Genomic DNA, 23,325 nt, shown 5'->3' with positions numbered 1-23,325 from the left:
GCCGACAAGACCTTGTGGAGTTCATCACAGGAATTCTATGGTCACCAGCACGTCCTCCCATCGATGAAAAGAGCGTCGATGTTCCTTGAATTCAACCGGCCACGGCTGGCCGCCGCGGCCACGGCCTCGATAGTCGGCCTGGGCCTGGCGGTCGGCGCGCCCGTTTCGGCGTACGCCTCCGGCCCGGCACCAACCGCAACCCGCGCCGCTCTCGACCCCGCACTGGTCGCCGGTCGCGGAGCGGCCGTCCCGTTCGTCGAGCAGGAGGCCGAGAAGGCCGTCACCACCGGCTCGGTCATCGGTCCCGACCGCAGCGCCTACACGCTGCCCGCCGAGGCGTCGGGCCGCTCGGCGGTCAAGCTCGCGCCCGGGCAGTACGTCGAGTTCACGCTGCCCAAGACCGCCAACGCGATCACCGTGCGCTACAGCATCCCGGACGCCCCCACCGGCGGCGGCATCACCGCGCCGCTGTCGGTGAAGGCCGGTAGCGATACCCGCACGATGTCACTGACCTCGCAGTACGCCTGGCTCTACAACCTCTATCCGTTCACCAACGACCCGAACGCGGACGTGCTGCATCCGGACTGGTGGATCACCGAGTGCAGTTGTGTACCCAACTCGACGACCCCTCCTTTTGCTGTGACCAAGCCGTTCCGGCCCAACCACTTCTACGACGAACAGCGCCTCCTGCTCGGCAAAACGTACGCGGCCGGCACCAGGATCCGGCTGACTGCCTCGTCGGCCGCCGCCTCGACCGTGATCGACTTGATGGACTCCGAGCAGGTCGGGCTGCCCAAGATCGACCTGCTGGCGGCGAACGTGCTCCTGTTCGGGGCCGACCCGACCGGCCGCCGCGACTCGGCCGACGCCTTCGACAAGGCGATCGCGTTCGCCAAGAAGGCCAAGCTCAAGGTGTACGTGCCGCCGGGCACCTACCAGGTCAACCGGCACATCATCGTCGACAACGTGACGATCGAGGGCGCCGGCAACTGGTACACGGTCATCAAGGGCCACGAGGTCGCGCTGTCGACGCCGGCGCCGGACGGCTCGGTGCACACCGGGGTCGGCTTCTACGGCAAGGACGCGTCGGCCGGTGGCAGCCACAACGTGCACCTGTCCGGGTTCGCGATCGAGGGCGACGTCCGCGAGCGCATCGACACCGACCAGGTCAACGGCATCGGCGGCGCGCTGAGCGACTCGACGATCGACGGCCTCTACATCCACCACACCAAGGTCGGCATGTGGTTCGACGGTCCGATGTCGAACTTGAAGATCACCAACAACGTGATCGCCGACCAGATCGCCGACGGCCTCAACTTCCACACCGGCGTCACCAACTCGGTGGTCAGCAACAACTTCATCCGCAACACCGGCGACGACGGCCTGGCCATGTGGTCGGAGAAGGTGGCCGACGTGAACGACACGTTCGACCACAACACGGTCCAGACGCCGGTGCTGGCCAACGGCATCGCGATCTACGGCGGCACCGACAACACGGTGTCGAACAACCTGATCGCCGACCCGATCCGCGAGGGCAGCGCGCTGCACGCCGGGTCCCGGTTCGGAGCCGAGGCGTTCACCGGGCACCTCTGGTTCACCGGCAACACCACGGTGCGGGCCGGCACGTACGAGCTGAACTGGAACATCGGGCTCGGCGCGATCTGGCTCTACGCGCTGGAGAAGGACATGAGCGCGGACATCGAGGTGGCCGGGGACAACTTCCTCGACAACACCTACAACGCGATCATGGAGGTCGCCGACTTCCCGGTGAAGGACCTCTACTCGATCACGAACGTCCACTACAAGGACATCAAGGTCGACGGCACCGGCACCAGCGTGCTCAGTGCCCGGGTGGCGGGCGGCGCCACGTTCTCCAACGTCGACGCCCGCAACGTCGGGGCGGTCGGCATCAACAACTGCGGCTCGTTCCACTTCACCCCGGCCGGCTCCGAGTTCACGGTGACCGACCTGGGCGGCAACGACGGAGGCTGGCTGGCTCCCTGGGAGTTGCCCAACACGATCACGTGTGACGACCGGCCGCCGGTCGTTGCGCCCCCGGCCCCCTCGGCCTGGTGACCTGGCCGCGCGGCCCTGTCCGGACATTTCGGACGGGATCGCGCGGCTGCTAGCCTGAGCAGCCGAGGACTCGGGCGGAGGAGAAAAGTGAGCCAAACGCTGCTGGTGACCGGTGGGGCCGGATTTGTCGGTGCCAACCTGATCAAGGCATTGCTCGCCGACTACCCGGCCGCGTCGATCGTCTCGCTCGACAACTACTTCACCGGCTCGCCGGAAAACCACAGCAACGATCCCCGGGTGACCTACCTCGACGGATCGACGGTCGACATCGCCAAGATCTGGGCCGGCAGCGGGCGACCCAGCCCCGAGATCATCTTTCACCTCGGCGAATACTCGCGGATCGTGCAGTCGTTCGACGACCACGACCTGACCTGGGACTTCAACCTCCTCGGCACCAAAGAAGTGGTCAAGTTCGCGTCGGCCAACGGCTCCAAGCTGATCTACGCGGGCTCGTCGTCGAAGTTCGGCAACGACGGGGAGGACGAAAACCTCAACCCGTACGCCTGGACCAAGGCGAAAAATATCGAATACATCCGCAACTACGCAAACTGGTACGGGCTCGACTACGCCATCACCTACTTCTACAACGTGTACGGCCCCGGTCAGATCGGCCAGGGGAAGTACGCGACCGTGATCGGCATCTTCGAAAACCAGTACCTCACGGGCGAGCCGCTGACCGTGGTCTCGCCCGGCACCCAGACCCGCGACTTCACCCACGTCGACGACATCGTCCGGGGCATCGTGCTGGTCGCGCAGAAGGGCTCGGGCGACGGCTTCCTGCTCGGCACCGGCCACGAGTGGCCGCTGCTCGAGGTCGCGAAGCTCTTCGGCACCACATACAAGCTGGTCCCGCCGTTGCGGGGGGAGCGCGTGCGCGGCCAGGCCGACACCACCCAGGCCGGCGAACTGGGCTGGGCCCCGCAGCGCCGGCTCGACGAATACATCGCGTCGTTCGTGGCCGCCAACCCGCGTCCGGCCCGGTCATGACCTCAATCACTTAGCCCCTCAGGTCGCGACGGGGCGGAGTTGACTGGGGCGTGTGCGCCGTGCCCTGACCCTCGTGCTCGCGACCGCCTGCGGCCTGACCGTCGCCAACCTTTACTACTCGCAGCCCCTGCTCGACCTGATCGCCCACGCCTTCGGCGTGAGCCAGGGCGCGGCCGCGATGATCGTGACGTTCACCCAGGCCGGGTACGCGCTCGGCCTGCTGTTCCTGCTGCCGCTCGGTGACCTGATCGAGAATCGCAAGCTGAGCACGCGCCTGCTCGCCGGAACGGCCGTGTCCCTGCTCCTGGCGGCGGTCTGCCCGGCGTACCCGATCTTTTTGATCATTTCGGTGCTGGTCGGGCTGACCTCGGTCGTGGCGCAGATCCTGGTGCCGCTCGCCGCTCACCTGGCGCCGCCCGAGCAGCGCGGCGCCTTCGTCGGCAAGGTGATGAGCGGGTTGATCCTCGGCATCCTGCTGGCGCGCACGGTGTCCAGTTTCGTGGCCGATCTGTGGGGCTGGCGCGCGATCTACTTCGTGTCGGCCGGCCTGATGGTCGTCCTCGCCCTGGTGTTGCGCCGGATGCTGCCGCAACGCGCGCCCGACCACACGGCGGGTTACGGCTCGCTCCTGCGTTCGCTGGTGACGCTGGTTCGCGACGAACCGGTCCTGCGTCGCCGGGCGCTGTGCCAGGCGACGATGTTCGCCGCGTTCAGTGCCTTCTGGACCGCGATCGCCTACGAACTGATCGGCGAGCACGGCTTCGGCCAGGCCCAGATCGCGATCTTCGCGCTGGTCGGTGCGGGCGGCGCGGCGGCGGCTCCGCTCGGCGGCAAGCTCGCCGATAGGGGGTACGGGGCTCTGGTGATGGGGGGCGCCCTGCTGTTGGGGACCCTGACCCTGGTGCTGGCCGCGGTGGGGCACCGCAGCGTGGTGCTGCTGGCACTGGCCGGCGTGCTGCTCGACTTCGCGGTGCAGATCCACCAGGTCTCCTCCCAGCAGGAGATCTACGCGCTGCGGGCGGACGCCCGGGCTCGCATCAACACCGTCTTCATGACTACGGTGTTCACCGGCGGGGCGATCTCGTCGGCGCTCACCGGCGCGCTTCACGACCGGTGGGGCTGGACCGGCGCCTGTGTGCTCGGGGCCGCGTTCCCGCTGATCGGGCTCGTGATCTGGGCGCTCGGACGCTTTTCCGCCACCCCGGCCGCGGTCGAGCCGGAGAGGGTTCCCGCGCAGTGACGCGGCTCTCAGAAATGTGCACGGAGGATGCGTTTATCCAGTTCGTTTCCGTTCCGGTCCAGGAATGGCCATCACCTCCCTAATTTGGGCCTTCCGGAAATCCCCTAATCCCCCAACGCGGCTCCTTCGCCGCCGCCTCGGTGCCCAGCAAACTTGCTGGTAGCAGCATTTCCCGTGGCGCTCCGTGACTAGGGGGAAGCTTTCTGTTAGTCACTCGTTAGGTGCGTTCTGTCGTCATCGAGACTTGGGCATGTCTCGCACGTTTCTGTGCATTGGAAAGGGTGACCGGGCCACATTAGAGTGAGCGTGAACTCCACTCCGGACATCGCGTCCCGTCGACCGAAGGATGCTCATGCCCGACACGCCTTCCGTTCCTGACGAGAGCTCCCGGCTCGCCCAGCTGACCTGGCTCATCGCCCTTCCCGCGACGATTGCCGCCGCGGTGCTCGCGGCGACCGCCGGTTACCTGTCCAACGGTGATCACACCGCGCTCCTGCTGCTGATCGCCGCCGCGATCGTCATCGTCCTCGGCACGGCGGTCTACGCGGTCAGCAAGATCCGCCGCGTCGGCGATCGGTCGGCCGAGCTGCGCGCGATGGCCGCCGAGTCGCGGTCCGGGCTCGCACAGAGCCGTTCCGAGCTGGTCGAGACGCGCGCGCAGCTGGGCGACACCCGCAACGAGCTGGCCGGCGCGCGGGCCGAGGTCGAGCGGCTCGCCGAGCGGCTCCGGCAGGCAGAGTCCGCGCCCGCGCCGATGCCGCCGCCCGGTCAACCGAGCGGCCGTCAGGTCGAAGTCTTCGTCAACCTCTCCCGGCGGCTCCAGTCGCTGGTGCACCGCGAGATCAAGCTGCTCGACGCCCTGGAGAACGAGGTCGAAGATCCCGACCTGCTCAAGGGCCTGTTCCAGGTCGACCACCTGGCGACCCGCATCCGGCGGCACGCGGAAAACCTGGCCGTGCTCGGCGGCTCGGTCTCCCGCCGGCAATGGAGCCGTCCGGTCGCCCTCACCGAGGTGCTCCGCTCGGCGATCGCCGAGGTCGAGCACTACTCGCGGGTCAAGCTGGTGCCGCCGATCGACGGCACGCTACCCGGTCACGCGGTCGCCAGCGTCGTCCACCTCATCGCCGAGCTGATCGAGAACGCGACGATGTTCGCGCCGCCGCAGACCCAGGTGCTGCTGCGGGCCCAGCGGGTCGCGGCCGGCGTGGCCATCGAGGTCGAGGACCGCGGCCTCGGCATGCAGCGCGGCGACCAGGAGCGCATCAACCAGCTGCTGGTCAACCCCGACCACATCAACCTCGAGGACCTGCTGCGCGACGGCCGCATCGGGCTCTACGTGGTCTCGGTGATCGCGCGCCAGCACGGCGTGGTCGTCCAGCTGCAGACCAACATCTACGGCGGCACCCAGGCCATCATCATCCTGCCCCAGCCGCTGCTCGACTCGCCGACCACAGCCCAGCAGCTGCGGCCCGCGGCCGCCCGGCCCGAGAGCCTCACCGAGCTGACCACCGAGATCCCGCAGCACTCCTCCTGGCCGATCTCGCCACCGTCAGTCACCCAGCCGCCGATGGCCCAGCCGCCGACGAACCAGCCGCCGACGAACCAGCCGCCGACGAACCAGCCGGCAGTGAACCAGCCGCCGTTGGCCCAGCCGGCAATGACTCAGCCGCCGATCTCCCAGCCGCTGATCCCTCGGCAGCTGCCGGCCCCGGGCGCCGACCTCTATGGCGCCGCCCCGCAGCCGGCGTCGCCCCGGATGGCGGCCGATCTGCCCTCGGGCCCGTTCGCCGGCTCACCCGCCGGTCTCTCCAACGGGCCGGCCGGCTTGGCCAACGGCCAGCCCGGCTTGGCCAACAGCCAGCCCGGCTTCGCCAACGGCCAGACCAGCTTCGCCAACGGCCAGAGCGGACTCTCCGGCGGGCCGTTCCTCGAGCCGGCCGTCGAGCCGGCGGTCGGACCGCCGCGCGCCGACGGGCTGCCTCCGCTGCCACGCAGGCGCAGCCAGACGCACATGGTGCCGCAGCTGCAGCTCGGTCCGCCCGCGCCGGCGCCCGAGCCGACCGGCGAACACAACCCGGGGCTCATGGCCTCGTTCATGCACGGCGTCTCGCAGGGCGAGGCCGACCCGGCCGGTCCCGATCGTCTTTAGTTCGATCCCCCACCCCTTCCCGAGGAAGGTTCGGCTCACATGTCGAGCACTGATCCCGTCGTACGCCCCGCTCAGGACCTCGTCTGGCTCCTGTCCGGCCTGGCCGACCGCGTCCCCGACACCCGGAGCGCCCTGCTGCTCTCGTCCGACGGGCTGCGCAAGGCCGCCCACGGGCTCGACGACGACGGCGCCGACCACCTCGCCGCGGTCGCGTCCGGCCTGTTCTCGCTGGCCCGCAGCGCCGGTTCCCGGTTCGGGGCGACCGACGGGGTGCGGCAGGTCGTCTGCGAGCTTGACGACTCACTGCTGTTCGTCTCCGCCGCCGGGTCCGGGGCGGTGCTCGCGGTCATCGCCGGGAGGGGCGCCGACCCCGGAGTGCTGGGTTACGAGATGGCCCAGCTGGTCAAGTCCGTCCGTCCCTACCTGTCCACACCGAGCCGGCACGAATTTGAGACCCCCGGTGTTCTCGGACGGTGACCATGGTGGGCATCGACGAGCGTTGGTTCGACGACGAGCACTGGTACGACGACGCCGCGGGCCGGCTGGTCCGGCCCTACACGGTCAGCAACGGCCGCACCGAGCCGAGCACCCGGCTGGAGCTGTTGTCGATGGTCGTCGCGACCGGCCGGCAGCCGCACGGTCAGCTGGGCCCCGACCACGCGCAGGCGCTCGTCCTGTGCGGGGCCTTCACCACGGTCGCCGAGGTCGCCGCGCGCTTGCGGTTGCCCGCGGTGGTCACCAAGATTCTGCTTTCCGACCTTGTGGGGTGGGGCGCGGTCGACACCCGCTCGCCCGACCCGCTGGCCGATTCCTCTAACCCGGCGGTACTGGAGACCATCCTCGATGCCCTACAACGACGGCTCTGAAGCGTTCCCGTCCGCCCTCAAACTCCTGATCGCGGGCGGTTTCGGCGTCGGCAAGACGACGTTCGTGGGTGCGGTCAGCGAGATCGAGCCGCTGCGCACCGAAGAACTGCTCACCACCGCGAGCGTCGGCACCGACAAACTGACAGGCGTCGAACGCAAGTCGACGACCACCGTGGCGATGGACTTCGGCCGCATCACGATCAGCCGCGATCACGTGCTCTACCTGTTCGGCACGCCGGGGCAGGAGCGCTTCTGGTTCATGTGGGACGAGCTGTCCGTCGGCGCGATGGGCGCGGTCGTGCTGGCCGACACCCGGCGGCTCGAGGACTGCTTCCCCGCGGTCGACTTCTTCGAGTCGCGGGGCATCGAGTTCCTGATCGCGGTCAACGAGTTCGAAGACGCGCTGCGCTACCAGGTGGACGACGTCCGCAGCGCGCTCGATCTGAAGCCGGACATCCCGGTGATCTTCTGCGACGCGCGGGACCGGCGCTCGGCCACCGGCGTACTGATCGACCTGATCAAGCATCTCCTGCAGACCCGAATCCGCCCATGAACGGAGTCTTGGCATGATTTACGACCTCTCCGCCCACCAGCCGCTCACTCCCACCGACCCCGAGGTGGGCATCCGCATGCGCCGGCTCTCCGAGCTGGGCCTGGGCGACCAGCCGGACCCGGAGTTCGACGACTTCGCGCGCAAGCTGACCGAGGTCACCCAGGCCCCGTACGCGATGGTCAACTTCATCGGCGAGCACCGGCAATACTTCGCCGGTCTGGCTGTGGCGCCGTCCGGCCCGGGCGCGTCCGCCTCGGCCCAGCCGGGCCGGGTGATGGACCGCGATCACGGTTACTGCCCGCATGTCGTGGTGCGCAAGAAGGCCCTGGTGCTCGACGACGTCTGCGACTATCCGCGGTTTGCGGGCAACCCGGTGGTCGACGAGATCGGCATCCGGTCGTACCTGGGAGCGCCGCTGATCGACCGTACGGGCATCGCGCTGGGCACGATCTGCGTGGTCGACATCGAGCCGCGCCCGTGGGGCCGGGCCGGCCTGGAGACGATCAAGTCTTTGGCCGCCGAGTTGATCGACAAGATCAACGCGCGGGAGGCGCGGGGGCTAGGGTCTACGAGTTGACGAAGCCGGCCGTGATGCGAGGGGCAAGTCGTTGCGACCACTGCCCCTTGTCGGTGCCCATCGCCACCTCGGCCAGACGCAGCAGCTGGATGTCGGAAGTACCGGCGGGCGCGAAGATGTGGTGGGCGTCGCGGAGGTAGCGCTCGACCGGGCGATCCGGATAGAGCCCGACCGCGCCGTGCACCTCCATCGCGTTGCGTGCCGAGTCCAGCGCATACTCCACGTTGATCAGCTTGGCGTTCATCAGCTCGGCGTCGCAGGGTAGACCCTGGTCGAGCAGATAGACGGCGTGGTAGGCGGCGAGCCGCGCGGTCATCAGGCGGGACTGCAGCTGCCCGATCTTCAGCTTGATCGGCAGCAGTTCGCCGAGGGGCTTGCCGTAACGGGTGCGGTCGGCCGCGAAGCGCGTCGTCTCATCGACCAGCGCCTGGTGGATGCCGAGCGAGACCGCGGTCAGGTTGGGGCGGCCGTAGAGGATGCTCGACGAATAGGCGACCGCCAGGCCGTCGCCCTCCGCGCCGAGCCGGTTGGCCGCCGGCACCCGGCAGTCCTCGAAGATGAGTTCGCCGAAGCTGAAGCCGTGCAGGCCCATCGAAGGCTTGTGCTCGCCGAGCGAGAAACCGGGCCGGTCGGCCTCGACCAGGAACGCCGACAGGCCGGTCGAGCCCGATCCGGTACGCACGACGACCCCGTGCACGTCGCCGACGTGGCTGTTGCCGACGAAGACCTTCCGCCCGTTGAGCACGTAGTCGTCGCCGTCGCGGACCGCGTTCGCCGTCATGCCCAGCACGTGACCGCCGGACTGCTCCTCGGTCACCGCGATCGTCGGCAGGCAGTCGCCGCGCGCGACGGCCGGCAGCCAGGCCGACTTCTGCTGCTCGCTGCCGAAGTGCAGGATCTTGGCGACGCCGAGCTGGGAGGCCTGCACCATCGCGCCCATCGCTCCGCTGACCCGGGCCAGCTCCTCGATGATGATGGTCTTGGCGAGGTGGCCGAGGCCCATGCCGCCGTACTCGCGGCCGATGGTCACCCCGATCCAGCCCTGACGGGCGATCAGCCGGGAGAGCTCCTGCTGGACCTCCCGCGACTCCTCCATTTCGTCGAGGCGTAGCCGGACCTCGGTCTCCGCAAACGTCCGTACTTCTTGGCGCAGCTTCTCATGGCGTTCGGTCATGAAGTACGCGTCCACGTGAACTCCTATCGACGGTGGCGGATAGCCCGTGCGACGACTTGGAGGCGGCCCGGCAACGTTGGCGGTGACCATCCGTTTGTGGTCGTGTCCACTCAGTACAGATCATTCTCAGGTGATCTCACAATAATTTGCCGATGTTGTAAACATCCCAGTATGTACGTCGGCCATAGTCCCATGCCCACTAGGCACACGTCTATCTTGCCGAACGGCCGAGAGGAGTCTACGGATGCGCTAGCTTGAGCCGGTGACGAACGACCGGTGGTCGCAGTGGCTGCTGACCCGGCGCGACGGAGACAGCGAGCCCATTCGCGCGCAGAACGCGGTGAGTCTGGCCGCGTTCCGCGACGGCGTGCTCGCCCGGGCCGCCCTGCGCCCCGACGACGTCGTGCTCGACGTCGGCTGCGGCACCGGCCTGATCGGCTTCGCCGCCCTCGAACGCCTGGGCCCCGCCGGCCAGGTCATCTTCACTGATATCTCGGACGACCTGCTCGACGAATGCCGGCGCACGGCCGGCGACGATCCGCGCGCCTCTTTCGTACGCGCCGGGGCCGACGATCTTACCGGCATCGAGGACGCGTCGGTCGACGTGGTCACCATGCGCTCGGTCCTGCTCTACTCGGACCGCAAGGAGGCCGCGTTCCACGAGTTCTTCCGCGTCCTGCGCCCCGGCGGCCGCCTGTCACTCTTCGAGCCGATCAACCGTTTCCTGGTCGAACACGGCCCGCACCGCATGTTCGGCCTGCCGGACTCCCCGGTCGACGACCTGCTCCGCAAAATCTCCCTGGTCTACTTCGACGCCGGCTCGGCCGCCGCCTCCCAGACGATTGTCGACTTCGACGAACGCGACCTGCTGGCCTGGGCCGACGCCGCCGGCTTCGACGCGATCGAACTCGACTACCGCGCCGAACTACGCGCCCTGGCCGATCCGATCGTCGACTGGGAGGGCCTGAAACGCACCGCCCCCAACCCCTTGGCCCCCACCTACGGCGACGTCATCGCCGGCGTCCTGACCGCCGAGGAGCAGCGACGCCTCGACACCTACATGCGGGGCCTGGCCGAGGCCGCCACCCCGACCCGCCGCACCCTTGGCATGGCCTTCCTCGCTGCCCGCCGCCCCTGATACTGCAACGGCACTCAGGCGGCCACGTGGGCATCGTCCGGACCGGCCTGGATGGTTTCGACGCGTCAAGGGACGCGAGATCCCCGAACGGCCCGGGTCGACCGGGAGACTGAGGGGATTTTGCTGGCTTCGTGGCGCCGCCCGCCGGGCCGGTCGCTTTTACGATCACCGGCATGGAGACGCTCGGGATCGGTGTGGTCGGGTTCGGGTGGATGGGTCGGGTGCACACGCAGGCGTACGCCCGGGTGCGGCACCACTACCCGCACGTGGTGCGGCCGGTGCTGGTGGCGGTGGCCGACGACGTGCCGGGGCGGGCCGACGCGGCGGCCGGGCAGTTCGGGTTCGACGCGTCGACGCTCGAGTGGCGGAGCCTGCTCGACGATCCGCGGGTCGAGGCGGTCAGCATCACGGCGCCCAATTTTCTGCACCGGGAGATGGGTGCGGCGTTCGCGGCGGCGGGCAAGCACATCTGGATCGAGAAGCCGGTCGGGCTGAGCGCCGCCGACGCGCGGGCGATCGTCGGAGACGTGCAGGTGTCGGTCGGCTTCAACTACCGGAACGCGCCGGCCGTCGAGAAGGCCCGGGAACTGGTCGCGGCCGGCGGGATCGGGCGGGTGACGCACGCCCGGGTGCGGCTGTTCAGTGACTATGCGGCCCACCCGGAAGGGGCGCTGAGCTGGCGCTTCGAGCGGGCGCGGGGCGGCAACGGGGTGCTCGGCGACCTCGGCGCGCACGGTGTCGACCTGACCCGCTACCTGCTCGGCGAGATCGACTCGCTGGTGGCCGACACGGCGATCTTCGTGCCGGAACGGCCGCGGCCGTCCGGGGCGACCGCCGGCCACCAGCGGGGTAGCGGCGAGCCGGGACCGGTCGAGAACGAGGACTACTTCTCGGCCCTGCTCCGTATGGCCTCGGGCGCCCGCGTCGTGCTGGAGGCCAGCCGGGTCGCGGTCGGCGAGCAGAACAGCTACGGCTTCGAGGTGCACGGCACCGCCGGCGCCGTCTTCTGGGACTTCCGCCGCATGGGTGAGCTTCGGGTGGCCGGCGGCCCGGACTATCAGGACGAGGCGGTGCGCACGGTGTTCGTCGGGCCGGGCGACGGTGACTATGCCGCCTTCCAGCCCGGCGCGGGCACGGCGATGAGCTACGACGATCTGAAGGTCATCGAGGCCTACCGGTTTCTGCGGTCGGTGCAGACCGGCACCCCGCACGGCGCCACCCTCGCCGACGCCGTCGCCAGCGCCGAGGCACTCGACGCCATGTCTCGCTCAGCCGAGACCGGCGGCTGGGTCAAGCTGCCCGGTTAGCCACCGGTGGGCGCTCACCTCTCGTCGTCGCGGCCGTTGACGGTGCGCTGGTGGAGGCGGCTGATGGCGGCGTCCCAGGCGTCGTCGGCGGGCTGCGAGTTGCCGCGGCCGAAGAACCAGTCGCCGTGCCAGATCACGGCCATGGCGAGGGCGCCGACCGCCGCGGCCGCGGCCAACGCCTGCAGGCCCTGGGCGATGTCTTCGGCCCACGAGTACCACGACGGGTACATCGCGGCGTTGACATCTCCGATGCGCTCGACGGCGATGCCCTGGTGCAGGTTGGTCAGGTAGGTGTGGAGGGTGACCGGCTGGGTCGCGTCGGAGCCGATGAAGGCGAGACCGACCGCCAGCGTGCCGATGGCCAGCGCGAACACCCAGGTGCGGGCGGTGCGGTTGCCGGCGCGGACGCCCAGAGCCAGGAACGCCGGCGCCATCGTGAGCAGCCCCAGCACGAGCAACTCGATCGCGCCGGTGTGGCCGCGGAGCAGCGCCGGCGGTTCGACGCCGAACTCCCGTTTGATGTCGGCGAGCACGGCCGTCAGCCGATGGGCCGAAGGGCTGGCCCACCAGCGCAGTTCCCACAGTCCGTCGATCACCAGCAGCAGGCCGGCCGGCGCCAGCAGCATGACTATCGTCGTGGCGGCGCGCACGCGCCGCGGTATGTCGGGCCCCGTCATGCCCGGCACTGTAGCGACGACCGGGTCATGGGCACATGTCAATTTCGGGGATCGATGTGGATCTTCGGGGCGATGCCGCGACGGGCACCGGAGAGGACGTCGGCGGCCGAGGAAAGGCCGACCACGGAATCTACGAGCGGGCGCGGATCGACGGCTCCCGATGCGTACGCCTCAATTGTCTCCGCAAGGATCGGCGAACCGCTCAGAATGCCCACGACGGTGATGTCTTTGAGGACCACGCGCCGGGTGTCGATCACCGACGGTTCGCCGGAGATGCCGATGTAGACGATCCGGCCGCCCGGTTCGACCCGCTCGACCGCGAAAGCCGGCAGGCCGGGCGCGTTGCTGGCGTCAAGGATCGCGTCAAATGGCATATCGGGCAGCGTGTCGGCGGTCCACGCCTCGGTGAAACCGAGCGAGGTGGCAAATTTCAGCGACGATTCCGTCGCCCCGAGCAGGTGTACGCGGGCACCACGCGCCCGCGCGAACATGGCCGCCAGCAGCCCGATCGTCCCCGGCCCCATGATCAGCAGTTCGTCGCCCGGTCCGGCGGCGGTGGCCCGGGCGGCCCGCAGCGCGTTGGCTCCCGGCTCGACCAGCGCACCTAGCGTGGCGTCGACGGTGTCGGGCAGTCGGTGCAGCGCCGTGACCGGCACCGGAAGCTGCGCCGCCAGCGCACCGGGCCATCCACGGCGGATGCCGATCTCGTAGCGGTCGGCGCACAGGTGCTGCCGCCCGCCGGTGCATCGCGCGCAGTGCCCGCAGCCGAGCATCGTGTCGCCGGTGACCCGGGCGCCCAGCCAGGACGGGTCGGTGAGCGGGCCGACGTGCGAGACGACGCCGCTCCACTCGTGCCCGATCCGCATCGGGTAGGCGGCCTCGCCGGTGGCCAGGTAGCTCATGTCGCCGGTGAAGAACTCCATGTCGGTGCCGCACAACCCGGCCCGCTCGACGTCGACCACGACCTCGCCCGGCCCGGCGACCGGCGGATCGACCTCTACCACCTCGGTACGCCCCGGCCCGTTGATCACAAACGCCCTCATGTACTCCATGATTACCGCTGTGCAGACGATCGTGGGCGAGGACTGCCCGACCTGTCGCGTGCGGCTCATCAGCGCGGGCGACGCCGTGCCGTGGTGCGGGTCGTGCGAGTGGAACCTGGACGCGTTTCCGGACGGTCGCTCCGACAGCTGGTTCTGGCGCTGGGTGCGCCGGGCCGAGCGGCGGGCCGGCTTCCGGTCCGATCGGGAACTGGCCGGCTCGGCCGGGCCACTGCCGATCGGCGGCCGGGTGTACGCCCTCCTCCTCGTCCTCTCGGCGCTGCTCCTGCTGGCCGATGTCGCCCTGGCCGCAGCCGTGATTTTTCGACTTCGGCTTCAACGCCGGGGTGACCCGGGTCGGGCCGCGCCAGACTCGCGTGCTGACCCTCGGCGTCCCGTTGCTGCTCGCGCTCACCCCGCAGCAGGTGGTCGCGCTGGTCGGCCACGAACTGGGTCACCTGAAGTACGAGGACAACCGCCGCCGCCTTCTGCTTCAGCCGGCGGCCACGTTCTTCAGCCGCCTGGCCCGCGTGTTCAGGCCGCCGCACATGGTCGCCAGGGCCCAATTCGTCAACCTGGCTCGGGTGATCTGGCCACTCGGCGGTGGCATCGCCCATCTTCTGCCGGCCGGGGCGCACGTCGCGATCAAGAGCGCGACGGCGGCTCAGCACCGGGCGGTCGAGCTGCGGGCCGACCTGATGGCCGCGCAAGCGGCCGGCACCGCCGCCGCGGTCGAGATGCTCGATACGCTGACGCTGGTGCCGATCATCTCCGGCTATCTGCAGCACCACGTCGAGCCCGGCGAGGCCGCCGCCCGATGGCGGCGCTATATGGGCTCGGTGCGGGAGCGGCACGTCGACTCGCTGCCGGCCCGGCGGCAGCTTTCCATGCGTACGGACGCGTCCGTGCTCGCCGATCACCCGGCTCCCGGACGGCGGCACCAGTGGTTGTCGGCGCAGCCAGCCCGGACGCCGGGGCTGCTGGTCGAGGAGGCGGCGGGCGTACGGCTCGAGCGGGAGATCGCGCCGTACGCCGAGATCCTGCACCGCGAGATGCTCGACCGCGTGATCGTCTGACCTACGCCGCGAACCAGGCCGGCTCGTCGCTCTGGGCGAGAGCCAGCGCGTGAACGTGATGAGGCGGCAGTTCGGGCAGGTCGTCGACCGCGAACCAGCCGACGTCGATCGACTCGTCGTCGTTCACCCGCGCCTCGCCGCTGACGTGCCGGCATTGGAACATGATCGAGGTCCACCAGACCTGGTCGCCGTTGATCAGGGTGGCCAGGTCGCGTGTCCCGATGCCGAGCAGGCGCTCGACCTTGGCGATCACGCCGGTCTCCTCCTCGATCTCGCGCAGCGCACCCGCGGCCGGCTCCTCGCCCGGCTCGATGATGCCGCTGACCAGCGTCCACTTGTGGTTGTCGGCCCGCCGCACCAGCAGCACCCGGCCCTGGTCGTCGAGGACGACGTTGGTCGCGCCGTTCAGCGGCAGGGGATTGTGCCCGATCCTGGCCCGCAGGGTGAGGACGAATTCAGGAGTAGCCATGGCCCGAACGTAGGTCAGAACGCCGCCATGACGCTCGGGGTGATCATCTTCTGGCATATTCGGGCGATCTCGGCCGGCGCCTGCGGGAAGCCCTGCCGCACCCACGCGACCAGCACCGCGACCAGGCCGCCCGCGTGGTAGGACGCCACGATGTCGGCCGGCAGTTTCAGGCCTACCGGGGTGAGATGGTCGCGCAGCGAGTCGAGGACGAGACCGTGCAGGAGGCGGGTGCCGGCGGTGGCCCCGGAAAACCCGCACAGTGCCTGATAGACGAGCTGGTTGGCGTACGCGTGCTCGAACATGACCCCGATCGGCCGGGTCGGGTCGTCGTGGGAGGGGCCCTCGACGGTGGCGGCCAGCTCGCGTTCCAACGAAGCCCGCAGGTCGTCGAAGCAGGCCGTGAACAGGGCGTCCTTGTCGCGATAATGGGCGTAGAACGTGGACCGGCCGATGTCCGCCCGGTCGAGCACGTCCTGCACGGTGACCTTCTCGTAGCCGCGCTCGACGATCAGGGCGACCAGCGCCTCGCGCAGGGCTCGCCGGGTGCGCCGCACCCGCCGGTCGTTTCCGGTCACTTCCCGCTCCAGTGTTCGTTTCCGCACGTGGAAGCCGATCCGCGCGTTGCCCCTCCGAACCCTAATCGAACACAGTGTTCGGAAACAGAGGGGAACGTCATGCACAACATCAGCCTCCGTAGCCCGCGGATGAGCGGGCCCTTCAACGATCCGGCCGGCTACGACAAGCACACCCGTCCGTTCCGCAAGCTCCACGACCGGGTGGTCGCCGACGCGGCCGCGGCCGGGCTGCCCGACGACGCCCGGGTGCTCGATGTGGGGACCGGGCCCGGCCGGATCCCCCGAGCGCTGGCCGACGATCATCCGCGATGGGCGGTCGACGGTGTCGATCTCGATCCGCGCATGATCGCGTACGCCCAGGACCGTGACCTGGCGCGGCGAGTGAGTTTCGCCGTCGGCGATGTCGCCGACCTGCCCTATCCCGACGACAGCTTCGACCTGATCGTCAGCTCGATGAGCCAGCACCACTGGACCGACGTCGAGGGCGCGATGACGAGCCTGCGGCGGGTGCTACGTCCGGGCGGACGACTCCGGATCTACGACGTCCGGTTCGTCCTCCGGCGGGCCACCCGCGCGGCCCGATCGTCCTTCGGCATTGTCCAGGTTCGAGGAGTGCGAGCGTTTTATGCGCGGCTGGAGGCCTGCTAGAAGCGGCTCGGCCGCCACCACGGCGAACCCGAGCACCCCGATCAGGGCACCCACGAGCACCGTGCTCCGCACCCCGGGGCCGTCGATCAGCGCGGCCCCGATCAGCGCCCCGGCCGTGATGCCGACGTTGAACGCGGTCGACGTGCCGGCGTTGGCCGTGTCGGTGTCGCCCGGCGCGACCTCCAGCACCCGGGCGCCGAGCGCGGTCACCATCCCCGACAGCGCGAAGCTCGTCACCGCCGACACGACCACCGCGAGCACGGTGATCGTGCCGAACGCGTAGAGCACCCCGAGCGCCACCGCCTGCAGCCCGATCGCGGTCAGCATCGTCAGCCAGCCGAACCGCGACACGAACCACCCGGCCACGAACACGCCGGCCATCCCGGCCACGCCGCGCAGCACCAGGGCCGGCCCGACCGCTGACTCGGCCAGCCCGCTGACCTGGGTAAGGAAGGGGTTGACGTAGGTGTAGGCGGTGAACGCGGCGGTCACGGCCAGGATCACGGTCACGACCAGCACGCGATAGCGGCCCGCGTCGGGGGCGGTGCCCCGATCGGTGCCGCTCGCGCCCGGTGCCACGTCGGGCAGGATCGCCTGCAGAGCGACCATGACCAGCACGCCGAGCACGCACAGCACGACGAACGGGACCCGCCACGACGACACCTGACCGAGCCAGGTGCCGGCCGGCACGCCGACGAGCGTGGCGGCGCTGCTTCCCACGTACAGGGTCGAGACGGCGCGCCCGCGCGCCGCCGGAGGGAAGAGCGCCGCCGCGGCCGGGGAGACGATCGCCCAGAAGACGGCCTGGCTCAGCGCGGTGACGACCCGGGCGGCCAGGAGGGTGGCGTAACCGGGTGCGGCCGCCGACAGGGCCGTCGCCACGACGAAGATCCCCAGGAGTACGCCCAGGAGTCTCTTCCGAGGCCACCGGCGGGTGAGCCGGGTCAGCGGCAGCGTGGCGACCACCACGATCAGCCCGTACGCCGTGACCAGCAGTCCGACCGAGGACGCCCGCGCTTGCAGCCCGTCCGCGATCTGCGGCAGCAGCCCGATCGGGAGCGTCTCGGTCGTGACGTAGGTGAAGGTCGACAGCGCCAGGGCGGCCAGGGCGAGGCGCGCGCGGGTCACTCGAAGTCGAGGCCACCGGTGCGGGTGCGCTTGAGCTCGAAGAAGTGCGGATAGTTGGCCAGGGCCACCGCGCCGTCGAAGATCTTCACCGCGTCCTCGCCGCGCGGGATCTTGTTGAGCACCGGCCCGAAGAACGCCACCCCGTCGATGTGAATGGTCGGGGTGCCGACGTCGTCGCCGACCGGGTCCATGCCCTCGTGGTGGCTCTTGCGGAGGGCCTCGTCGTATTGATCGCTCGTGGCCGCCTCGATCAGCGACGCGGGCAGGCCGACGTCGGCCAGCGCGGCCGGGACCACCTCGTCGAGGTTCTTGTCGCCCTCGTTGTGGATGCGGGTGCCGAGAGCGGTGTAGAGATCGCGGAGTACGCCGTCGCCGTGCTGCTGGGCGGCCGCGGTCACTACGCGGACCGTCCCGAGCGAGCGGTCGATGAGCTCGCGGTACGAGTCTGGGAGGTCGCGGCCCTCGTTGAGCACATAGAGGCTCATGACGTGGAACCGGAGATCGAGATCGCTGCGCTGCTGCTCGACCTCGAGCATCCAGCGGGACGTGATCCAGGCGAAGGGGCAGGCTGGGTCGAAATAGAAGTCGACTTGTGTCACGGGCTCACGCTACGACCAAAAGTGCTTGCGCGGCGAACCAATCAGGCGCGAATTGACCGGGCCACTGCCGCGACCCCGGCCATCAGCAGGTCGACGCCGAACGCGAAGTAACGCTCCGGGTCGGGTTCTTCGTTGTATGTACCGGCGAACGCGACAAGCATCGGGAACTGGTCGGCCGGCAGCCGCTCCATCTTCAGGCGCTTCTGCCGCCGCCACTCCGCGACGTCCTGCGCCGGGACCATCGTCGGGCAGTCCGGCTGACCCGAGACCAGGCCGATCGCGCCGTGCAGCAGATAACTCGCGACCCAGAACGCCTCCCGCACCTCGAAGCCGGCCCGGGTGAGCAGGGTGAGCGCGTCGTCGGTGGCGCGGCTGAAGCTGGTCGCCTCGTCCTTCTCCACCGAGTGCAGCAGGTCGGCCAGGATCGGGTGCGCCCGCATCACTCTGACGAGCGAATCCACCATCGCGCGCAGCTGGATGTCCCAGGGATCGGTGTCGGCGCGGTCGGCGCGTACGCCGTCCAGAACATGGTCGACGATGCCCAGCATCAGCTCGTCCTTGTTCTTGAAATGCCAGTACAGCGCCATGGGAGTGACCCCGAGCGCCTGAGCGAGCCGGCGGATGGTCACGGCTTCCAGGCCCTCCTCGTCGCCGAGGCGCAGGGCCCGCTCGGCGACTGCGGACCTGCTGAGTTTTTCGGTCGCCACTTGACAACCATACAACGTACAGGTCTGATGTACGACGTACATGTACAACGTATATGGACGCCGTACAGGGGGCGAGCACGATGGGAAAGAATCGACGCTGGTGGGCGCTGGTAGCAGTAGCGCTCGGCACCTTCATGACGTATCTCGACAACAACGTGGTCAACGTCGCGCTGCCGTCGATCCAGCGTGACCTGAACCTGAGCATCTCCGGGCTCGAGTGGATCGTCAGCGCGTACATCCTGGTCTTCGCCGGCCTGCTCCTGGCCGGCGGCCGCATCGCCGACGTGGTCGGCCGGCGCACCGCCTTCCTCGGCGGCCTGGTCGTCTTCACGCTCGCCTCGGTCGCGGCCGGCCTCGCGCAAAATCAAGAAATGCTGATCGGCGCCCGAGCCGTCCAGGGCCTCGGCGCGGCACTGCTCACCCCGGCCTCGCTGGCCCTGCTGCCCCAGCTGTTCCCCAACCCGCGCGAGCGCGGCACGGCGATCGGCGTCTGGGGCGGCGTCGGCGCCCTGGCCCTCGCGGTCGGCCCGCTGCTCGGCGGCCTGTTCAGCCAGCACACCGACTGGAGCTGGATCTTCCTGATCAACGCGCCGATCGGCGTCGTCACCGTGCTGCTGTCGGTGTTCGCGATCCCGGCCGGCGACCGCGGCACCTCCCGCGGCCTCGACCTCCCCGGCCTGATCACCTCGTCGGTGTCGCTGTTCGCCCTCACCTACGCCCTGATCGAGGGCGAGTCGAAGGGCTGGACCTCCACCCCGATCCTGGCCGCGTTCGGCCTCGCCGCGGCGGTCGCGATCGCCTTCGTGGTCATCGAGATGCGCTCGGCCAACCCGATGATGAACCTGGGCTTCCTGCGCATGCCGGTGTTCAGCGGCGGCCTGATCTCGATGGGCCTGTGGGCGTTCGGCGTCTTCGGCATCTACTTCTACACCGCGATCTACCTGCAGAACGTGCTCGGCTTCTCGCCCACCGAGGCGGGCGCCGCATTCGTGCCGATGGCCCTGGTGATGGCCGTAATGGCGACCCTGGCGCCGCGCCTGGAGGCACGCTTCGGCGCCGGCCGGACGGTCGCCGCCGGCCTGCTGATCATGGCGGTTGCGCTGGGCATCATCGCCACCTTCGGCGAGGGCACGACCTACACCGACCTGCTGCCCTGGTTCGTCCTCTACGGACTCGGTGGTGGCCTGCTGGTGCCGCTCAACAACGTCATCATCGGCGCGCTGCCGAGCGAGCGGGCCGGCATCGCCTCAGGCATGCTGAACGTCTCCCGCGAGGTGTTCGGCCTGCTCGGCGTCACCATCCTCGGCGCGGTCCTCTCCAACCGCTCCGCGGCGGCGACCGGCACCGAACTCCACCGCTACCTGTCCGGCTATCAGTTCTCACTTATGGTGGCCGCGGTCCTGGTCGCCGTGGGCGCCCCCATCGCGTACTTCTCGATGCGCAAGGTCCGCACGCCGGAGCCGGACTCGGAGGCCGCCCTCGAGCCGCCGATCCTCGAAACGGTCTGAACCGTCACCACCAGATGGCCCGGCGCGAAAGCGTCGGGCCATCTTCCCGATCGTTCACGGCGTCAAATGGGCGACCAGATCGGCGACCGAGCCGGTGCGGGCCCGGGCGTGCCCGGTGCCGGCCCAGAGGTTGAGCGAACCGGCGTCGCCCAGCTTGGCCGCGGCGGCCCGGATCGGTGCGGTCAGGTGGTGAATCGCCGGGTAGCCGATCGGGGCGGCCTTCGAATATGCCTCAGTGAACCGGTTGGCGAAACCGCGCGCCGGTTGGCCGGTGAAAGCGCGCGTGACGACGGTCTTCTGGTAGACGCGTTTCAGCATCGCGTCGCGCTGCGCTTCCCGGGTGGCCGCCTCGTCGGCCAGCAGGAATGCGGTGCCGCATTGAACCGCTGCCGCGCCCTTTTCGAGGAGTGCGTAGGCGTCGGCCGCGGACATCACGCCACCGGCGACGATCACCGGTTTGTCGGTGCACGCCCGCACTTCGGCCAAGACCTGTTCGGCGCTGGTGTCGCCCTGGAAATGCGCCGGGTCGGTGGTCGAGGAATGCGCGCCGGCTGCGCCGGCCTGCGCGATCAGCCCATCGGGTTGCACGGCCAGGGCGCGGCGGGCCTCGTCGCGGTCGGTCACGGTTATGAGTACGCGGGAGCCGGCGCGCCGCAACCTTTCCACTATGGTGCGTTCCGGAACTCCGAAGGTGAAGCTGACGACCGGCACGGCGTACGTCTCGGCAAGCGCGACCTTCGCGCCGAAGCTGTCGTCATCGTGGAGCCGCAGCGGCGGCAGATCGACCTGGAATCGCTCGGCTTCCGGTTGCAGAAGCCGGCGATAACGCTCGAGCGCCTCGACGTCGGGAGCCGGGGGCATCGGCACGAAGATGTTCAGCCCGTGCGGGATGTTCCGGACCGCGCGCAGTTCGTCCTCGACGGTCTCCGGCTTCTTGTACCCGGCAGCGAGAAATGCGAGCGCACCCGCATCGGCCGCACCGGTGACCAGCGCGGTCGTCGTGGGGCCGCCGGCCATCGGTGCGACGACAACGGGCCGGATGAGGTCGTCCATGCCTCGACCCTAGTAGTGCCATTTCTGGTTGCCGGCGCCGGTGCATTCCCAGATCTGGGCCGGGGTGCCGTTGCCCGCGTCGCCGTCGGGGACGTCGACGCATTTGTCGGCCTGGCCGCTGACCAGGTCGTAGGAGGTGTTGTAGGAGAACTGCTGTGACGCGTCGCCGTTGCAGGTGGCGAGTTCGAGGTGGGCGCCGTCGCCGGTGGATCGGATCGCGACGCATCTACCGCGCACGCGCAGGGTGCCGTCGTTGGCGAAAGTGAACAGTTGCGGTTCGGTGGGGCGGCAGGCCCAGAGCTTGAGTTCGCCCGTGGTGCCGGGGGCGTAGAGGCAGGTGCCGGTCTGGAAGTTCTGGATCTGCCGGCCGGTGGGCGACGGCTTGGCCGTGGCGGCCAGTTGCTTTGTCGGCGGGGTGCGGTGGCTCGGCTCGGACGACGATGCCGACGCCGAAGGCGATGCCGACGGGGAATGTCTAGGGGACGTGGTGCTGGGAGCCGGTTCGACGAAGGCGGCCGCCGAGGCTGAGGGACTGGGGCTTGCGGTGGGGACCTCGTCGGCCGAGGCGTTTCTGAGTGACGGCCGGACGGCGATGAGGATGGCGGCCAGGACGGCGAGGGCCGCGGCCGCGATCAGCCAGCGGGTCCGGATGCGTTTCGGTGGCTCGGGGTGGTCCGGCTTCTCCTCGACCTCGTGGACGCGCTGCCTGATGTACGCGTATTGGCGCGTCTGCGCCGTCGACGCCTCCTCGGCCGCCTCGCGGAGCAGCCGTTCGGCCGTCTCGGCGTCCGCCCGGCGCGCCGGATCCTTCTCCAGGAGGGCGGCCAGCGCCGGGCCCATCGCGCCGGCCTGCTCGGGCGGCGCCGGCGGCTCGGTGGCGAGCGCGGCCAGGGTGGCCATCGGCGACGATTTCGCGTACGGCGGTTTGCCCTCGACCGCCGCGTACAGCGTCGCGCCGAGTGACCAGAGGTCGGCCGCCGGGCCGATCTCGCCGTCCAGTGCCCGCTCCGGGGCCAGGTAGGACGGTGAGCCCAGCACGATGCCGGTGCTCGTCATGCTGCTGTCCCCGGCCGCCGTCGCCAGGCCGAAATCGGTAAGCACCACCCGGCCGTCCTCGCCGAGCAGCACGTTGGCCGGCTTCACGTCGCGGTGCAGGATGCCTGCCCGGTGGGCCGCTCGCAGCGCCGCCAGGACCTCGAGCCCGACCCGGGCGACCTGTTCCGGCGCCATCGGCCCGTCCGTGCTGACGACTTCGAAGAGTGACCGCGACCGGACCAGCTCCATGACGATCCAGGGCCGGCCGCCGGCGAAGACGACATCGAAGATCCGCACGACGTTGCGGTGGTCGAGCCGGGCGATCGCCCGGGCCTCCCGGATCGTACGTTCCGCCAGGTCACGTTTGTCCTCGGGCGCCATGCCGGCGGGCAGCACCAGCTCCTTGACCGCGACGTCCCGGCCCAGCAGCTCGTCGCGGGCCGCCCACACCCGCCCCATGCCGCCGCGCCCCAGCTCACCTACCAGCCGGTAACGTTCCGCAACCACCCGAGCCCCGATTTCCGACACGACGGAACGGTACCGGCCCCAGCGCAACCGGAGCCGGGTGACCCGCCCTGTGACATCCGTCATAATCAATTGAAGAGCGTCGACTGTCGCGTGTGGACAGTGAACAACCAACGCTCAGAGCTGGCCCGAAGGTCAACCCGGCCAAGGTGCTTCGACCGTGAAGTATCAGAAGTAGTAGGGCTCGAACGACGAGCATGACTTGAGTCGGCTAGGTG

At 69.6% G+C, this 23,325-nt stretch carries 22 protein-coding genes and 1 pseudogene; 13 read left to right on the top strand and 10 right to left on the bottom strand.

Translation table 11 applies throughout. The annotated features are described in order from the left end of the window. Positions 1-78 precede the first annotated feature (78 nt). The 8 genes from ACIA5C_RS31930 (at position 79) to ACIA5C_RS31895 (ending at position 8,448) form a co-directional block, all read left to right on the top strand. Positions 79-2,076 carry a glycosyl hydrolase family 28-related protein gene (locus ACIA5C_RS31930; RefSeq protein ID WP_396061456.1) on the top strand — a complete coding sequence of 666 codons (1,998 nt, stop codon included), beginning with the start codon at positions 79-81 and terminating at the stop codon, positions 2,074-2,076. 87 nt (positions 2,077-2,163) lie between these two features. Further along, complete coding sequence (locus ACIA5C_RS31925; protein WP_396061453.1) at positions 2,164-3,063, top strand: NAD-dependent epimerase/dehydratase family protein; 900 nt, start codon at positions 2,164-2,166, stop codon at positions 3,061-3,063. A gap of 52 nt (positions 3,064-3,115) precedes the next feature. Next, positions 3,116-4,303, top strand: a complete 1,188-nt coding sequence (locus ACIA5C_RS31920; RefSeq protein ID WP_396061450.1) for an MFS transporter — start codon at positions 3,116-3,118, stop codon at positions 4,301-4,303. Positions 4,304-4,655: 352 nt separating this feature from the next. Then, positions 4,656-6,452, top strand: coding sequence for an ATP-binding protein (locus ACIA5C_RS31915; protein WP_396061447.1), 1,797 nt, complete (start codon positions 4,656-4,658; stop codon positions 6,450-6,452). A gap of 39 nt (positions 6,453-6,491) precedes the next feature. Then, positions 6,492-6,929 (top strand): roadblock/LC7 domain-containing protein, encoded by a 438-nt coding sequence (locus ACIA5C_RS31910; RefSeq protein ID WP_396061445.1) that lies wholly within the window; start codon positions 6,492-6,494, stop codon positions 6,927-6,929. Between the two features lie 2 nt (positions 6,930-6,931). After that, a complete protein-coding gene (locus ACIA5C_RS31905; RefSeq protein WP_396061597.1) occupies positions 6,932-7,318 on the top strand; it encodes a DUF742 domain-containing protein in 387 nt (128 codons plus the stop codon). Continuing rightward, positions 7,296-7,871 (top strand): GTP-binding protein, encoded by a 576-nt coding sequence (locus tag ACIA5C_RS31900; RefSeq protein ID WP_396061443.1) that lies wholly within the window; start codon positions 7,296-7,298, stop codon positions 7,869-7,871. Before ACIA5C_RS31905 ends, ACIA5C_RS31900 begins: the two co-directional genes overlap by 23 nt. Before the next feature lie 13 nt (positions 7,872-7,884). Next, complete coding sequence (locus tag ACIA5C_RS31895; RefSeq protein WP_396061440.1) at positions 7,885-8,448, top strand: GAF domain-containing protein; 564 nt, start codon at positions 7,885-7,887, stop codon at positions 8,446-8,448. On the opposite strand, the gene ACIA5C_RS31890 is transcribed toward ACIA5C_RS31895, so the two are convergent. After that, the gene (locus ACIA5C_RS31890; protein WP_396061437.1) at positions 8,438-9,637 is read right to left on the bottom strand and encodes an acyl-CoA dehydrogenase family protein; all 1,200 of its coding nucleotides are present in this window, start codon (positions 9,635-9,637) and stop codon (positions 8,438-8,440) included. The two genes, ACIA5C_RS31895 and ACIA5C_RS31890, sit on opposite strands and share 11 nt — an antisense overlap. Before the next feature lie 247 nt (positions 9,638-9,884). On the opposite strand from ACIA5C_RS31890, the gene ACIA5C_RS31885 reads away from it, so the two are divergent. Beyond that, positions 9,885-10,760 (top strand): class I SAM-dependent methyltransferase, encoded by an 876-nt coding sequence (locus ACIA5C_RS31885; protein ID WP_396061434.1) that lies wholly within the window; start codon positions 9,885-9,887, stop codon positions 10,758-10,760. Positions 10,761-10,933: 173 nt separating this feature from the next. Then, on the top strand, positions 10,934-12,067 hold the full coding sequence (locus ACIA5C_RS31880) for a Gfo/Idh/MocA family protein (RefSeq protein ID WP_396061431.1): 1,134 nt from the start codon (positions 10,934-10,936) through the stop codon (positions 12,065-12,067). Between the two features lie 14 nt (positions 12,068-12,081). Here the strand turns inward: ACIA5C_RS31880 and ACIA5C_RS31875 are convergent, their stop codons facing one another. Both ACIA5C_RS31875 and ACIA5C_RS31870 read right to left on the bottom strand, forming a co-directional pair. Continuing rightward, positions 12,082-12,744, bottom strand: a complete 663-nt coding sequence (locus tag ACIA5C_RS31875; protein ID WP_396061428.1) for a hypothetical protein — start codon at positions 12,742-12,744, stop codon at positions 12,082-12,084. 38 nt (positions 12,745-12,782) lie between these two features. Next, the gene (locus tag ACIA5C_RS31870) at positions 12,783-13,787 is read right to left on the bottom strand and encodes a zinc-binding dehydrogenase (protein WP_396061426.1); all 1,005 of its coding nucleotides are present in this window, start codon (positions 13,785-13,787) and stop codon (positions 12,783-12,785) included. Between the two features lie 344 nt (positions 13,788-14,131). Here ACIA5C_RS31870 and ACIA5C_RS31865 point away from each other — a divergent pair, with 344 nt between their 5' ends. Continuing rightward, on the top strand, positions 14,132-14,860 hold the full coding sequence (locus ACIA5C_RS31865) for a M48 family metalloprotease (RefSeq protein ID WP_396061424.1): 729 nt from the start codon (positions 14,132-14,134) through the stop codon (positions 14,858-14,860). Position 14,861: 1 nt separating this feature from the next. Here the strand turns inward: ACIA5C_RS31865 and ACIA5C_RS31860 are convergent, their stop codons facing one another. Both ACIA5C_RS31860 and ACIA5C_RS31855 read right to left on the bottom strand, forming a co-directional pair. Further along, on the bottom strand, positions 14,862-15,329 hold the full coding sequence (locus ACIA5C_RS31860) for an NUDIX hydrolase (protein ID WP_396061422.1): 468 nt from the start codon (positions 15,327-15,329) through the stop codon (positions 14,862-14,864). A 14-nt stretch (positions 15,330-15,343) separates the two neighbouring features. Beyond that, the gene (locus ACIA5C_RS31855; RefSeq protein ID WP_396061419.1) at positions 15,344-15,904 is read right to left on the bottom strand and encodes a TetR/AcrR family transcriptional regulator; all 561 of its coding nucleotides are present in this window, start codon (positions 15,902-15,904) and stop codon (positions 15,344-15,346) included. Positions 15,905-16,003: 99 nt separating this feature from the next. On the opposite strand from ACIA5C_RS31855, the pseudogene ACIA5C_RS31850 reads away from it, so the two are divergent. Continuing rightward, a pseudogene (locus tag ACIA5C_RS31850) lies at positions 16,004-16,396 on the top strand (class I SAM-dependent methyltransferase); the annotation flags it as partial. Positions 16,397-16,414: 18 nt separating this feature from the next. Here the strand turns inward: ACIA5C_RS31850 and ACIA5C_RS31845 are convergent. From ACIA5C_RS31845 to ACIA5C_RS31835, 3 genes are read right to left on the bottom strand one after another with little or no spacing between them, the layout of a single operon-like run. Next, a complete protein-coding gene (locus ACIA5C_RS31845; RefSeq protein WP_396061416.1) occupies positions 16,415-17,680 on the bottom strand; it encodes an MFS transporter in 1,266 nt (421 codons plus the stop codon). Next, on the bottom strand, positions 17,677-18,279 hold the full coding sequence (locus ACIA5C_RS31840) for a DsbA family protein (RefSeq protein ID WP_396061414.1): 603 nt from the start codon (positions 18,277-18,279) through the stop codon (positions 17,677-17,679). The genes ACIA5C_RS31845 and ACIA5C_RS31840 overlap by 4 nt, the downstream gene beginning before the upstream one ends. Positions 18,280-18,320: 41 nt before the next feature. Continuing rightward, positions 18,321-18,986: a TetR/AcrR family transcriptional regulator gene (locus tag ACIA5C_RS31835; RefSeq protein WP_396061411.1), complete on the bottom strand. Its 666-nt coding sequence runs from the start codon at positions 18,984-18,986 to the stop codon at positions 18,321-18,323. 80 nt (positions 18,987-19,066) lie between these two features. On the opposite strand from ACIA5C_RS31835, the gene ACIA5C_RS31830 reads away from it, so the two are divergent. Continuing rightward, a complete protein-coding gene (locus ACIA5C_RS31830; protein WP_396061409.1) occupies positions 19,067-20,494 on the top strand; it encodes an MFS transporter in 1,428 nt (475 codons plus the stop codon). A 54-nt stretch (positions 20,495-20,548) separates the two neighbouring features. On the opposite strand, the gene ACIA5C_RS31825 is transcribed toward ACIA5C_RS31830, so the two are convergent. Together ACIA5C_RS31825 and ACIA5C_RS31820 are read right to left on the bottom strand one after the other, a co-directional pair. Continuing rightward, positions 20,549-21,547 (bottom strand): nitronate monooxygenase, encoded by a 999-nt coding sequence (locus tag ACIA5C_RS31825; protein ID WP_396061407.1) that lies wholly within the window; start codon positions 21,545-21,547, stop codon positions 20,549-20,551. Between the two features lie 9 nt (positions 21,548-21,556). Then, entirely contained in the window at positions 21,557-23,110 is a 1,554-nt protein-coding gene (locus tag ACIA5C_RS31820; RefSeq protein WP_396061404.1) for a protein kinase, read from the bottom strand. Positions 23,111-23,325 lie beyond the last annotated feature (215 nt).

The organism is Actinoplanes sp. NPDC051343, from assembly GCF_044455125.1.
In the GTDB taxonomy this organism is placed as follows: domain Bacteria; phylum Actinomycetota; class Actinomycetes; order Mycobacteriales; family Micromonosporaceae; genus Actinoplanes.
The sequence above is the reverse complement of the archived record's forward strand: the minus strand, read 5'-3'. Positions and strand labels throughout refer to the sequence as shown.